This is a genomic window from Candidatus Nitrospira neomarina (assembly GCF_032051675.1).
GTDB lineage: Bacteria > Nitrospirota > Nitrospiria > Nitrospirales > UBA8639 > Nitrospira_E > Nitrospira_E neomarina.
On the sequence record NZ_CP116968.1, the window covers coordinates 4,276,721 to 4,290,161 of the forward strand.

Sequence of the window (13,441 nt, forward strand, 5' to 3'; positions counted from 1 at the left end):
GACTGTGTCGAAGGGTACGGTCGGGTCTTTTTTGAGTTAGTCTATACGTGTTTATAAACGTAAGCCCCGAGGAACATGCCCAACACGGTGAGGAGGTTCATTTTCAGGAGGAACCCGAGTGTGAATTTGATCAAGACCAAATTGACGGTCACGGGCGGGTCTAAGCCTAAGTTTAATGCCTGAATGAAAATATTTTGTACGGTGCCCTGCGGAGCCACGACCTGAAGAATTTCCCCTAAAATACTGCCTAACAGCCCGCCAATAAAAATAAATAAGAGTAAGTAGCTTCCACTCTTTTTTAACACCCGTTGCCTCCCGGCGCATGGTTGGGGATCAGGGACTTGTGTGTATGCGAACGGTGGAATGTATCAGAAATTTGCACGAAATGATGGCTGGAATGGCCCAAGAATATGCTTAGGGTAAACTGCTCAACACATTACAAGAAACATTGAATTGAGTCAAGAAATAGGCCGGCGCCAAAGGTCTGTGGCCATAAGAGAGTGTTTAGGGTAAAGCGGGTGCGACAGGGTGAGGAGCAATGGTAAATCGCATGGTGCCTAACTTATTGGCGTCATTGGCGATATACCCCACGAAGATTTCGACGCGGTATGGGCCTGGTTGCCAGGTCCCGTCCGGTGGGAAAAATTTCAGAAAGCCGCTCTCGTCTTCCGTAGCCAGATCGACGATATCCTCGTCGAGCCATTGAGGAGCATGCATGCCGGTTTCTGAGTCAGAGAACAGACGGCCAATGATTTGATAGGACGACAAATGTTCATGGACGGTAAACACCAGGTATACTGAGGTGAGGTCTGGCAGGAATGTCTCGGCTGGCCTGACGGGGATATGTGTATGACCGCCCCTGGTGGTCGGTTTGACCTCGAAACTTTCTGCGAAATCTAATCCCAGAAATACTCCACCTGGTTTTTTATCTAATGAGGGGATAAGAGGAGATTGGGAGTAATTATCATATAGGGATGGAGCATCAGAAAAGTGATCGGGCGGAGTATCATATTGGGAAAACCCATGTTGTGTATCTTTCGGTTGCAATACGGAAGGGGAGTCGGTCTGAACGGGAGAATCATTGCCCAAAGCGGTGCCGGGCATCCTAAAGAGCATGATTGATATCAAGATGCCCCACAGGAGGTTGCGCCGCATGACGAGCAATGGATGTTTCATACAGGTCTTTATGTAGAGTGTGCGTGACTCGACAATCGTGATTTCCAAAAATCTTTTCCGGCTCTTTTTAAGAATCCACGTTCTCTACCTTCGATGGCGCCATTGAGTCAAGGAGTTTCGAGCTTGCCTTGCAGCACCATGAGGTGTTTGTTAAGATTCCGGCCGATTCTACGCATTTTCATCTACTTTGTTGCCACTGGCATTTTCATTCATTCTTTCTAAGGAATATAGGTTAGAACTATGGGTGCTTCACCAAGTATGGATCCCGATGCATTGCCGCAACTCGTAGGAGATTTTCAACCGGTTGATATGTGGCAAGCTCACATTAATCGTCTATTTTACGGATTGAGGGGAAGTCGTGTTCGAGAATATTACCAAACGGTGGCTGCGGCCGATTTCCGGTTAGGCTTTGCCTTGGCCGAGGACTATTGGCGTCGGTGTGGACAACGAGCGAAAACTCAAGGTGGCGATCAAGCGACCACACCATTGACCGTGATGGAATGGGGCGCCGGAAATGGGAATCTCGCGGCGTGTTTCTTGGATCGTCTTCAGGAGTTGGATCAAGAAAAACGGATATTTCCAAGAATCACCTATCGTTGTATAGAGCGCGAACCGGTCTTGTTGGAGCAAGCCAAGGCCAACACGGATCTGGCCAAGCATGGTGACCGGGTCACGTTTGACCTTGTGTCTATCGAGGATCTGTCGAACTTTCCAGATGGGAGTATTGATCGGATTATTTGCAATGAACTCTGGAGCGAGTTGCCAACCAAGCTCATTCTACGAAAAGGCGGTGAGATCCATGAGGAACACCTTCGTCCCAATCTGAACGAAAAGCGGTTGGCAGATTTCCCGGATTGGCCAAAGTTTATTGAGGCCTTTGGTCAGCAGGATATTGAATCTCTCACCGCGTTACCCTCGTTTCTCGAAGATCTTGTCTGGGAGCGGGAATATCGCCTCATCGAGACCAAGGACTTTCCATTTCGCCGCACGGTCGCCGAGTTTCTCAAACAGATCGACGAAGAAGTCCTCGTACCCTACAACGTGGGCGCGTGTCAGAGCCTTAAGGAAGCCAAACGATTGTTGGCCCCGAACGCGATCGGATTTAGCGGTTTTGACGCAGGAACGGTCGATCCGCATGTGCTGAATGATCCGGAAAAGCCCTGTTATACGGTGCAGGGTGGCCAATTCAGCTTTATGGTCAACTTTCAGTTGATGCAAGACGTGGCCAGGCATTTGAATATTCACACGGGCGTGATTGAATCCCAACGGGATTTTGTGGGACGGAGTTTGTCAACCAATGTGATCACGGTCATGGATCTACTGGCATCACATCCTTCGCCGCCCGAAGGCCAGGCCTGGCAATTGGACGCGTTGATTCTTCAAACACTTGATGCATTGAACCGCACATACCGGAGTCCATACTCACGTCATATCGAATTTCCGCTTTCCGAAAGTACTCCCGCTCACGAACGCGCCGAACTAGAAAAGCTGGTGCAATCGTTACAGCCACATGGTGTGCCGGATACCATTGCCTTCCTCACGGAATCGGAAATTTGGAAGGCCATGCCCGATTTGGAAAAATTGGGATACGATTCAGAAGGCATCAAAGGTATGCTGGAACTTCCCCTACAGCCGGTGGATTACATCCACATGTTTTTTGCCTTAAAGGATTCATAATTATCCTGAAGGTTGCGGGATGCGTTTTGTCGTGTGCCCATGAGTGAGTGCGGAACATGGTCAGAATGAATGTGAGATTGGAAGTCTCTCGAAGGTGAGTGGATCGTGTGAAGGCAAAAACTCAATCTGAAAAAAGTCATTGCCTACGCAAGAATTTTGCAATCAGGTAGATTTTTTGAAAATGGTTGTGTATACTTCGGCGGATTTTTCTAAGAATGTAGTCACTCATTCACAATAAGACGAGGTTGCTGTGTTTGGATCGTTTGGATGGATGGAGCTTATGCTCATCCTTATCATTGTGCTCATCATTTTCGGTGCAGGGAAAATCCCGCAGCTTGGTGAGGGCTTAGGCAAAGCGATCAAGGGCTTTAAAAAGTCTGTTGCCGAAGCGGATGCGTTGGATGTGACGCCTAATGAGCAAGGCGAAGGCGGGCAGGCCCCACCGCCCCAACCGGATCAATTGTCGAGCCAACACCAGACAGCAGAGGTTCCCCCTCCGCCTCCGGCGCAAGGGGTGCCGCAGCCAACGGAATCCACGCAATCCAAACAGGGATAATTTGCGGGTGAGATTGACACGGTGAAGACCGCACACCGAAGAGACAGGCAGCATGGACTCAAGCCTGATCAACGCTCAAGGTGTATATTCAGCGGGCAAATTATAGAGGAGTGGGAAAATGTTCGGCTTAGGAGCGATGGAAATTTTGATCATCCTCGTCATCGCGTTCCTGCTCTTTGGTCCTAAGGAATTACCGGAAATCGGCAAGCAGGTCGGGAGAGCGGTTAAAGGGTTTAAGGAAACAACGGAAGATCTTCGGCAATCGGTTGAGCCGGAAATCAATATGATTACGCAGGAATTCAAATCTGTCGAACAAGATTTGGAATCGTCAATCAAAGAAGCCGAAGCAGAGATCAAAGGGGCGACAGAACAAGCCACCGAGTCCGGTGGATCCAAAATGGGGTAGCCAGGGGAGGTGCGACTCCGTGAGGACGTTGATTGCTGGATCGTTTCGTTGACACCCAAGCCTTATTTCGATTTTTAAAATTTTTCTGTCATCACGAAATCCTTCCGGACGGTCCTCAGACTGTTCATTGTGCGCACTGCGGGCGGGTCTACGGTTCTCTTCTGTCGTGTGGTTTTTGCAACTATCGTAGCATTCAAGCGATAGGGCAATGTACCAAAATCATCAAGAAAGTCAGGGAAAAGACATTAATTTTTAATGATTTACGACAAATAACGGGACTTGGCATCTAAATGGCAAACGATAAAAGATCGGAAGAGTCGTAGAACAGGGCAACCAAAGATTTATAGAAAACATGTTAGTGCTTGAGATGGCAAAAGTTACGCAGTCAAGACGGAAGCGGATGAGAGAAACCATCAGCTCTGGATATAAATGGGGTACAGGGCGTTGGATCTTGAATCCACAGGGCTATTCACCAACAGGAGGAGTGCAATGAGGACTTTTTATCGATCCTTTACCAGGTTGACAGCAGCGGCTTTGATTGTCGCCATGTCCGCAGCACCAGGGTTGGCCGCCAAGACCACTCCGGCGACCGACAAAAACACCAACGTACCTGCCGTACCACGGGCCATTCCCGATTTAGTGCCCTATCACCAGTTTGATCCACCCAAAGGGGTGTTTGATCCCAGCAAGTTGACGATTTCCGGCGACATGCGTGTCCGGCCTGAGTTCCGGACGAATGGGAATTTTAGCAACAACGGGGATTCTAATTCCTTTTTCACGCAGCAACTCATCCGGTTAGGATTTAACTACGACATTTCCCCGGATGTCGTGTTTTTCCTCCAACCTCAGGTATCAAATAACTTTGGTGCGATGCCGAACCCATCGAATGTGGGTGGGGCCGGGAATCCCAATTCCACCGATGCGGATCTGTTCCTTCGTCAGGGGTTCATGTTGGTCAGAAATTTCTTAATGCCAAATTTGACATTGAAAGCTGGTCGACAACTTGTGGTGTGGGGAAATCACCGGATCTTCGGTCACTTTGACTGGAACAACGTCGGGTTTGCCTTCGATGGTGTGACGATGCGCTATAACCATGCTACCGTGCCGGTGGAATTGGGCTGGTTGCGTGTGGCGGAAGGCAATTGCGTGCAAAATGCTGGCGGATGTTCAACCGGGAAGGCCAGTAAGGGTGACGGCGACATTCTGTTCTTACGTCTCCCGATGAAGTTCGGGTCTGTCGCAATCGAACCCGCCTATATCTATGAAGACGGGGGTTCAACCACGGGAGCCGGTTCCCCGGCCTTCGGTACCGGTGGACAGCAATCCAATCAGGAACGAAGCACCGTCGGTGGCCGTGTCGCGTTCAAACAGGGAATGTTCGATCTCACGGGAGAAGGTTATTGGCAATTTGGAGAAATCGGGCCTGTCGGGGGAGCGAGTGAGACTCGCATCAATGCGTTGGCCGGACATTTGGATGGTGGTGTGACGCTGCCGGTTCCGATGCAACCACGGATCGGTTTTGAACTCAATTATGCCACCGGCAGCAGCAATAAGGATGGTGGCCATACCTTCAGCCAATTGTTCCCGACGAACCACATTCACTTCGGGTACATGGACTTGATGTCCTGGCAGAATATGTTGAATTATGGCGGGAACTTGCAACTGCGTCCGACGCCGGAAAGCCATTTCGAAATTGCCGGGCATATCATGCGGTTGGCGAACAAGAGGGACAACTGGTACACGGCTTCTCAGGCCACCTTCTTTAGCACTCCTGCAGGCAATAACGAAAAGTCCCTGGGTGGAGAAATCGATGTGGTGTACACCTTATTCTTCCAAAACAATCATGTGGGTTGGCAAGTGGGCTACGGCCACTTCTTCACCGGGGATTATCTGAAGAAGAACGGATTTGGCACGGCTGATCAGAACTGGGGCTACACCCAACTCTGGATCAACTTCTAAGAGTTCTGTTAATTAACAAGGGGACATAACCCTCCCCGTTATCCTGAACGCCCCGGTTGGTATTCCCAGCCGGGGCGTTTTTTTTCTTTGCCCTCGCTCGGTGGCTGACAGGGTTTGGTTTCAATCAGGCAGCCGAGGTCTTTTCTCTCGGAAAGAAACCACAAAATCATTATCACTCAGATCCAGTACCGGCCCTGTACTTTTTTGAAGTCCGGTATCCTAACGCCACTCTCGGCTAGTGTATTTCAGCAGACATCATTGTCCATGGTCCTCACCATCCGCAAGCGTTCAATACCGGCATTCGAATGCGAGCAAAAATTCCTTTCTTTTTAACGATCCATCCATTAAGAATCATTGGGGCCGATAGGTGTTGTTTTGGCCGCAGTTACGCTGCAAGGGTTTGATTTCCTTTTGAGGACGCGTTCTCTCACAGTTAAAAGCCGGTCGATCTTACCTTCCTGTGTTTGAGCCCTCTGTTTCATCTCAAATTCTGTTTCTTTGCCAGATTCGTGGAACAGTATTCTGTGTCACAAGATCTGGTCAGCGCGGCGACGAACAGTCAGATAATTTCATAAGTCATTGAAAAAAATGAAGATATATTGTGCTATTTTTCACTGGCATTAGGCTTGTATTAGTCAGGAATGTGAAAGAACCCCTCTCTCCACAATTTTATCGGAAAGGTTCATAACACGATGCGAACTCATAAAATTTATTTGACCTTCCTTCTGGGAGGAGTGGGTGTGTTGGGCTGTGTTATTTTTGGGTTTGTACCGACAACTTATGGCGCCACGACGCCCATTCCCTCTTTATATGAACCGACATCATTATCCCGTCTGGAGGCTTTGCCTCATAGGTGGTCTTTGAAAGTGTGGGAAGGGATAGGACAGGTTCAGGTGGTGCAGGAGGATCATAGAAAAGTCTTGCGTCTTGAAACCGAGCAGGGATGTATTAGTCTGTTCCGTTCGCTGACGGTAAATCTTGAAGCAAGTCCTGTTGTCTCCTGGGAATGGAACGTGCTTACGTTACCTACGGCCGTAGCGAGTAGCCAATCTTCACGAGACGATCACGGGGCCGCCTTATACTTGGTATTTTCATCCAGGGAGGCGCCAAGCAGGAAGACCATTCTTGGATATATTTGGGACAATGCTCGTCCGGTGGGGACAATCCTTGTACACCCCAAAGATCCGTCAGTTCATTATGTGATCGTGCGCAGCGGGCCTTCCCAGCTAGGAACGTGGTTCACAGAAGAACGGAATGTGCTTGCCGATTATCGCAGTATCTTTGGAGAGGAACCCTCAATTTTAGAGGGCATGTCCTTAGTGGTGGATTCGGATCAGACAGGGTCGAAAGCTGCCACTTTATTCGGCCCAATCGCCTTTCATTCCGAATTCAAGTTAGCCAGGGAGATACCGGATCAGGGGGATGAGCCGTCCCAGGGGACTTCAAAGAATAAACTGCTTGGGGCTCTTCTGATGTATTTGGGATTGAAGCACTCACAAGGGACCAACTAATGTTTCTTGCTCATTCATATGGATTCCATCCCTGGCTTCCTGTCCATTGGATGATTTTAGGAGCCTCAAAATGTGTTTTACCCCACAACCCATGTATAAATTGGTTGTATTCCTCAAACAGGTAACGTGGCTGGGACTAAAAATATTTTGGGATGATGAGTTGGCTACCTGGAGGATGGTTTTCTGGGTCCTGGTTGAATTTCAGCGCGGATGGTATGGGTTCCAGGCGGCAGGCCTTCCGAAAGGATGATTCCGATGATCAACTCACCTTGGACGTGTTCGGTCACCTGACCCAATCGTCCCCGTATTTCTGCGGTCCGCTTTTCACCCGGCTTAAATGATCCTAGGGGAACGGGAAGAGGGGCTACCCGTTTAAAAGCCTCAACCAAAATAGGGGTCCCACGTAACTCCACATAGGCCGATGGAATGGATGTTTCGCTGGCATTGGTCGTTTCAATTAACAGGATGATGGCCTCTCCGCCCTCCAATACCAGATTGCGGTTGGCATCAATTAATTTGGTTCTAAATTGAACTGATGGGCTTGCCACGGGTTGGGCGGTGGGCGGCACGCCTACAGCCGGACCTTGAAGAGCCGGCGCAGGGGATCCTGGTTGCGGGGCGACGGGTTGCTGGCCGGTATTGAGTTGGACCAATTGGGGGAGAACTCCTATCATCTGTTTAGCCAGAGTTTCAGCGGCGTCTTCTACTGTTCCGTCAATTTGACCGGTGTGGCAGGAGACGGATTGGCTTGTGAGTTCCGGCACCCATAGCCTGACTTTCTGGTGGTAGCTCAGGGGGCTCTGGGCAAGAGCGGTGCCGTTCGCATCTTCATAGACGGCGTGGAGTTTCAGATCTACAAAGACATCGTACCGATCTTCTTGTCCCGAACGGGTTACTGGATCGAATCCAAATTCCTGGAGACTCAGGACGATTCGATAGCCATCGGGAGAAACGCCTTGCGCCTCTCCGACGGGGGGCTCGGCTCTCACGCCATCGAATTGTTCTTGGCCGATCTGGAGAAATGTTTTGGATATGATCTCCCCTACCGGAATCGTATAAGGCAACCCACACCCACCCACGGTCTGAGTATGGGTCAGAAGATTGGGTGCAAAGGCGTAGGTGATCGTGACAGGGATTCTTGGTTCATGTTTATCTTCGTGAGTCAGGCGGGGAATGGAGAGTTTGTCGCAGGCGGGAAGAACGGACAGGATAACCACGAGTAAGACATAATGGAAAAATTTTTTAAGCAGTGGGCACACCGCCTTACCCTACCCCAAGATCCTGAAAGATGGCAACTGGATCCCGTGTTTTTTCAGAGACTTTCCTCTTGCTTTGGCAGGTCCGAATCTTAAGCGGGTATCCGGTTGTCAAGATAAACAATAAATAGCCTGAGAGTGAAAGAAAGTGAAAACCATGGGAGACAGAGAGGAAGATCTGGGAAGCAACAGTATGGATAATCCAGAGAGGACAATGGATCCCGGCCTTCAGCTTGGCAGCTTTTGACAGATATCACCTTCACGGGTTTTTCTGTTCTTGACGATCCTTGATTCAAGGGAGGAGAATTTAACATTCAGACGGCCATTTTTTTCTTAACCAATGGAGGCTTCATTATGTGGCGTCACATCTGGTTGATTGTCGGGTTCCTCTCTGCTTTTTCTTTCTTGGGCTGTTCGTTGGATAACACTCCCAAACGATTGCCGGCTTACCTGCCCCAACCTTCCGGTCTGTCAGGCGGGAGCGTGGCAACAATGGCGCTTCCCGCCGAAGGAGTGACCGCCGTCTTAGTCGTTCTGAACGATTCGGGATTTGAAAAATCAGCTCCTGAACTTCGCCGAGGGACGTTGGAGAATCTTGGGGAACACCTGAAGACGGAAATTCAAAAACAGTTACCGATTCAAATTCATTCGGTCGTGTATCCGGATGATGTGAAACCCAAGGGCTCCGTGGACCCATTCATTCAATTGGGGAAGGAGCAGCACGTGCCCTATCTTTTGTTGGCGGTATTATCCAGTTCCGAGTATGAGGTCTTTGATCGTTTTCCAATGGGCGGGTTGCAGCAGCCGACGGGTATGCGGGGTGGGGGAATGCCAGGGTATCGTGCGGAAAATTATGCCCGTCTGGAACTGGCTTTACTGGATATCCAGACAGGTCAATCGGTGGTCTCTACGGATGGTCAAGCATGGGCGACCCTTGAACGGCTGGTTGTCCCGATTGAATCGAATGTATATCCCGTGGTCCGACGGGCTCAGACCCAACCTCCCATTTATCCCAATTCAGAGGGTGAAGAGTATGAAACGCTTCGATGGGTTTCCGGACAGGATGCCATTGCCCAGGCGGTGATGCATTTAGAAATGTTATGGAGGAAGAATCAGGCGGCTTAAACCGATGACCCTTTCAACAGTATTGTTTACCTGTGCGTTGGTTTCCATGCTGGCGGGGTGTGGGGCTGGTTCCACACCCCGTCTGATGGATCTTGTCGGAAAGAAGGCCTTTGAATCACAGGAATTATCTCACAAGAGCGGTGAGTGGCCCCGGGTCCCTACGATTGGTCTCGTCGTGCATGCAGATGCCACCGCCCAGAATGCCGCTCCGGTGATCATTCCCGAGTATCTTGAGACGCTTACACGACGCACCGAAGATTTTCTGAGACGGCGTTGTTCTTTTCAGAACATTATGACTTTTCCACGGTTGTCTCAGCCGGTAAACTTTTCCCAAGAATTGAAAGTCCAAGGCCAACACTTTGGCGTCCCTTATGAAATTGTCGTGGTGTTCTCAAGTCGTGAGAACACTGGTCCCGTAAAAATTGGAGAAGCGACGATGATGAATCAAATGGGCGGGTTGGTCATTGAAAATTCAGCAATAGCTGAGGTGGGTCTTCTTCGCCTCTCGGATTTTCAAATGGTCTATTGGACGCAGGGGGCGGCATCTGAAGTTTTAGAACAACTGGATGTTCCTATTGGGAAAAATCGCCCTTCCCCGATGGAGGCTCGGGACATGTTAAGAGCCCGAGCCGGGCAACAGGCTCTCGACCGGGCGCTGGAAGACCTGGGGGCCGAATGTGAGCCTGCGGTGTGACCCACGATTGTCCCTTACCGATAGTTTTCAAATTGCAGATCGAGTCCGAAATCCTGTTCTTTGAGATGTTTCATGACGGCTTGAAGTTCGTCTTTGCTTTTGCTTTGCACCCTGACTTGTTCCCCTTGAATTTGTCCCTGGGCTTTGAATTTTGCCTCTTTAATCGATTTAGTGATGGCTTTAGCCTTGTCTTCGGGAAGCCCGCTCTGAATGGTAATGGTTTGGCGTACAGTTCCGCCTAGGGCTTCTTCCACTTTCCCATACGTCAGCCCTTTCAAGGACACGTTACGTTTGACGCATTTGGACTTAAGGATATCCAAGACCGCGTTGAGTTTGTAGTCATCATCCGAAATCACCACTAATTGCTTGTCCTTTTCTTTTAATGTCAATTCGGTTTTGGATCCTTTGAAGTCAAAGCGTTGTCCGACTTCTTTTTCTGTTTGATCCACCACATTTTTCATTTCCTGCATGTCGATGCGAGAAATGACGTCGAAGGAATAGTTGTCCGCCATAAGCCTCCTTTCAAGTTGTTGTGACAGACCCCTGGATTAGCAGCACCGTCCTGCGGGAAGTTGAATGCCTTCGCCTTCGATCACTTCGGTGCTGTTCAGTGGTTGTTTGTGTATAAGATACCCGTACCATTTTCTGGCGCTGTCTGTGAGGACAATGAGTGCGAGTATGGCCACCAGGCCCACGAGGGAGGCATTGATGGCCATGGTCAGGCTTTGCGCCCCGTCTGTTGAGAGCGCCCGACTGATAAAGATCACCAGGAGTTCATAGCATCCGGCCAGCGTGATCACGCCAACAAACACCATCGGGATCACCGTCACCCACAGATAGGATGTTTTGTTCATCTTGATGAGCACGGTCGTGGCAATACAGAGCGCGAGCATCCCGAGTAATTGATTGGCTGCGCCAAACATAGGCCAGATGGTCGCAATGGATCCGGTGCCAATGAGATACCCCCACGCCCCAACCACGAACAGACTGGCGCCTAATACCCCGGGCCACCAATTGATCTGTTTGAGCGGGGTGTAGAATCGTCCCCCTAATTCCTGAACCAGGTAACGGGCGACCCGTGTCCCAGCATCAATGGTGGTCAAAATGAACAGGGCCTCGAACAAGAGCGCGAATTGATACCAGTAGGCCATGAGCCCGGACATCCCCGGCAAGCTTGAAAAAATCGAGGCCATGCCAACGGCGAGGGATACCGCACCTCCCGGACGGCCCGATACATCTACCTCAACAAGCGTGGAGAGTTCCATAATGTGGGCCGTTGGAAATCCCATAGTTTGCAGGGTATCTGTGGACAGGCTGGTGTTGATGGCAAAATAATCTCCGGGAACGAGAAGGCAGGCGGCGATGAGCGCCACAACTCCGACAAAGCTTTCCAGAAGCATGGCACCGTAGCCGACGATGGCCTGAGATTCCCGACTGATCAACTTGGGCGTCGTCCCTGATGAGACCAGGGAATGAAAGCCGGAAATGGCCCCACAGGCAATGGTAATAAAGAGAAAGGGAAACAGCGTTCCTGGAATGATCGGTCCATTGCCCGCCGTAAATATGGTGGTGCGAGGCATTTCAATGGTGGGCGCGAGCACTATCACGCCGACGGCCAGAAGGGCGACCACACCCAATTTCATAAATGTTGAGAGATAATCCCGGGGCACTAATAACATCCAGACGGGGAGGACTGAGGCAAGAAATCCATATGCCGCAAGGCTCCATGTGAGCGTGGTGCGGTCCCATAAAAACCATTCAGCCCATTCTGATTGTGCCACGGTTCTGCCGACGAGAATGGCCACGATCAAAAGTCCTAACCCAATCAGTGTCATTTCCCCGACTTGTCCCTGGCGAAATTTTTGAAGGTAGAGTCCCATGAGCAGAGCGATGGGAATGGTCATGACGATGGTAAACGTGCCCCAGGCATTGTGATACAGCGCATTGACCACTGCCAGGCCTAATCCGGCTAGCGCGACGACCACGATAAAGAGCACGGCAATCGCCGTGGCCATCCCGGTGATGGGACCTAATTCAGCATGGGCGATCTCCGGGAGTGAACGGCCATTTCGCCGCATGGAGGCGACAAGGATTATAAAATCCTGAACTGCGCCTGCCAGAACCGCGCCAATGACAATCCATAAAAACCCCGGGAGAAAGCCAAATTGTGCCGCCAATACGGGACCGAGTAATGGGCCGGCTCCGGCGATAGCCGCAAAATGATGGCCGAAGAGAATGTATTTGTTGGCGGGATAGAAATTGGTGCCGTCCTCCAGCCGGTGGGCGGGAGTGCGACGTCGATCGTCCAGATTCATGACTTGCTGTGCCAAAAATCGGCCATAGAACCGGTAGGCCAATACGTAGAAGCAGGAGGCGGCGACCACGAGCCAGAGTCCGTTCACCTTTTCGTGAGGATTGACTAGGCCTACGACATGGCCGAAGGCGACGGCACAGAGTCCGGCGAGTCCGAGCCATCCGATCTTGTTCCATACAGACATGGGGGCCATCCTATCAATGGGAGAAAAGGGTGTAAACGGGTGTTGACTGGGAGAGCTTCAGGTCGACGTGAGGTTAGGTCGGGGTGTTTTCATGAAACACAAACGGCAGTTTGCCCGCTTTTTCTCGCATGGCGTTGATGGCGTTAAGAATCTGGGGTTGTCGAATGAGTTTTTGTTCGACACGGTGTTTTCCCGGAAAATCCAGAAACAAGATACCCAGAACCATTGTGAGGATACCTTGTCCTGGTAAAACCAGCATGGCAATTCCGGCTACAAGAAAAATGAGTCCCAGGCCGTTTTTCAACATCAAGCCAATGGCGCGAATAATTGGATGATGATTGGCAAACCACTTGCGGTGGCCGTGATTGTCGAAGTAATCAGGTGGCAGGCGAATTAACATAGCAGGGATCGCAATAAGGGTTCCGACAAACGCAATTAGGGAAAGAGTGATCATGCCGACCCAGATTTCCCTGGGAACCCAAGATTCGGCAAATTGAATTAATTGATCAATCATGGTTGGTCATGATGTCTTAAAAATATTAGGCACTCACGCGGTAGATGTGGTAGGAAAGGGTCCAATTGT

At 50.3% G+C, this 13,441-nt stretch carries 13 protein-coding genes; 7 read left to right on the forward strand and 6 right to left on the reverse strand.

Annotated features, from left to right (window positions below; genetic code table 11):
- Positions 1-41 precede the first annotated feature (41 nt).
- Complete coding sequence (locus tag PQG83_RS18505) at positions 42-305, reverse strand: DUF4321 domain-containing protein (RefSeq protein ID WP_312744218.1); 264 nt, start codon at positions 303-305, stop codon at positions 42-44.
- Positions 306-504: 199 nt separating this feature from the next.
- Positions 505-1,176, reverse strand: a complete 672-nt coding sequence (locus tag PQG83_RS18510) for a hypothetical protein (protein ID WP_312744221.1) — start codon at positions 1,174-1,176, stop codon at positions 505-507.
- Between the two features lie 240 nt (positions 1,177-1,416).
- Here PQG83_RS18510 and PQG83_RS18515 point away from each other — a divergent pair, with 240 nt between their 5' ends.
- The 5 genes from PQG83_RS18515 to PQG83_RS18535 all read left to right on the forward strand — a co-directional run bounded on the left by PQG83_RS18515 (position 1,417) and on the right by PQG83_RS18535 (position 7,285).
- Complete coding sequence (locus PQG83_RS18515; RefSeq protein ID WP_312744224.1) at positions 1,417-2,853, forward strand: SAM-dependent methyltransferase; 1,437 nt, start codon at positions 1,417-1,419, stop codon at positions 2,851-2,853.
- Positions 2,854-3,124: 271 nt separating this feature from the next.
- Positions 3,125-3,409 (forward strand): twin-arginine translocase TatA/TatE family subunit, encoded by a 285-nt coding sequence (gene tatA / locus PQG83_RS18520; protein ID WP_376753612.1) that lies wholly within the window; start codon positions 3,125-3,127, stop codon positions 3,407-3,409.
- A gap of 118 nt (positions 3,410-3,527) precedes the next feature.
- A complete protein-coding gene (locus tag PQG83_RS21085; RefSeq protein ID WP_376753403.1) occupies positions 3,528-3,815 on the forward strand; it encodes a Sec-independent protein translocase subunit TatA/TatB in 288 nt (95 codons plus the stop codon).
- A gap of 489 nt (positions 3,816-4,304) precedes the next feature.
- Positions 4,305-5,774, forward strand: a complete 1,470-nt coding sequence (locus tag PQG83_RS18530) for an alginate export family protein (RefSeq protein WP_312744228.1) — start codon at positions 4,305-4,307, stop codon at positions 5,772-5,774.
- 692 nt (positions 5,775-6,466) lie between these two features.
- A complete protein-coding gene (locus tag PQG83_RS18535) occupies positions 6,467-7,285 on the forward strand; it encodes a DUF3047 domain-containing protein (RefSeq protein WP_312744231.1) in 819 nt (272 codons plus the stop codon).
- A 164-nt stretch (positions 7,286-7,449) separates the two neighbouring features.
- On the opposite strand, the gene PQG83_RS18540 is transcribed toward PQG83_RS18535, so the two are convergent.
- The gene (locus PQG83_RS18540; protein WP_312744233.1) at positions 7,450-8,544 is read right to left on the reverse strand and encodes a hypothetical protein; all 1,095 of its coding nucleotides are present in this window, start codon (positions 8,542-8,544) and stop codon (positions 7,450-7,452) included.
- 351 nt (positions 8,545-8,895) lie between these two features.
- Here PQG83_RS18540 and PQG83_RS18545 point away from each other — a divergent pair, with 351 nt between their 5' ends.
- Entirely contained in the window at positions 8,896-9,666 is a 771-nt protein-coding gene (locus PQG83_RS18545) for a hypothetical protein (protein WP_312744236.1), read from the forward strand.
- Between the two features lie 4 nt (positions 9,667-9,670).
- The gene (locus PQG83_RS18550) at positions 9,671-10,360 is read left to right on the forward strand and encodes a hypothetical protein (RefSeq protein ID WP_312744239.1); all 690 of its coding nucleotides are present in this window, start codon (positions 9,671-9,673) and stop codon (positions 10,358-10,360) included.
- A 14-nt stretch (positions 10,361-10,374) separates the two neighbouring features.
- Here PQG83_RS18550 and PQG83_RS18555 read toward each other — a convergent pair whose 3' ends face one another.
- The 3 genes from PQG83_RS18555 to PQG83_RS18565 all read right to left on the reverse strand — a co-directional run bounded on the left by PQG83_RS18555 (position 10,375) and on the right by PQG83_RS18565 (position 13,372).
- Positions 10,375-10,872 (reverse strand): YajQ family cyclic di-GMP-binding protein, encoded by a 498-nt coding sequence (locus tag PQG83_RS18555; RefSeq protein WP_312646352.1) that lies wholly within the window; start codon positions 10,870-10,872, stop codon positions 10,375-10,377.
- 36 nt (positions 10,873-10,908) lie between these two features.
- Positions 10,909-12,858, reverse strand: coding sequence for a carbon starvation CstA family protein (locus PQG83_RS18560; RefSeq protein ID WP_312744242.1), 1,950 nt, complete (start codon positions 12,856-12,858; stop codon positions 10,909-10,911).
- 73 nt (positions 12,859-12,931) lie between these two features.
- Entirely contained in the window at positions 12,932-13,372 is a 441-nt protein-coding gene (locus tag PQG83_RS18565; RefSeq protein ID WP_312744245.1) for a PGPGW domain-containing protein, read from the reverse strand.
- Positions 13,373-13,441: the final 69 nt, after the last annotated feature.

Coding starts and splice junctions, on each gene's coding strand:
- PQG83_RS18510 (WP_312744221.1), bottom strand. CDS start 1,176: ATGAAACATCCATTGCTCGTCATGCGGCGCAACCTCCTGTGGGGCATC.
- PQG83_RS18515 (WP_312744224.1), top strand. CDS start 1,417: ATGGGTGCTTCACCAAGTATGGATCCCGATGCATTGCCGCAACTCGTA.
- tatA (WP_376753612.1), top strand. CDS start 3,125: ATGGAGCTTATGCTCATCCTTATCATTGTGCTCATCATTTTCGGTGCA.
- PQG83_RS21085 (WP_376753403.1), top strand. CDS start 3,528: ATGTTCGGCTTAGGAGCGATGGAAATTTTGATCATCCTCGTCATCGCG.
- PQG83_RS18530 (WP_312744228.1), top strand. CDS start 4,305: ATGAGGACTTTTTATCGATCCTTTACCAGGTTGACAGCAGCGGCTTTG.
- PQG83_RS18535 (WP_312744231.1), top strand. CDS start 6,467: ATGCGAACTCATAAAATTTATTTGACCTTCCTTCTGGGAGGAGTGGGT.
- PQG83_RS18545 (WP_312744236.1), top strand. CDS start 8,896: ATGTGGCGTCACATCTGGTTGATTGTCGGGTTCCTCTCTGCTTTTTCT.
- PQG83_RS18550 (WP_312744239.1), top strand. CDS start 9,671: ATGACCCTTTCAACAGTATTGTTTACCTGTGCGTTGGTTTCCATGCTG.
- PQG83_RS18555 (WP_312646352.1), bottom strand. CDS start 10,872: ATGGCGGACAACTATTCCTTCGACGTCATTTCTCGCATCGACATGCAG.
- PQG83_RS18560 (WP_312744242.1), bottom strand. CDS start 12,858: ATGTCTGTATGGAACAAGATCGGATGGCTCGGACTCGCCGGACTCTGT.
- PQG83_RS18565 (WP_312744245.1), bottom strand. CDS start 13,372: ATGATTGATCAATTAATTCAATTTGCCGAATCTTGGGTTCCCAGGGAA.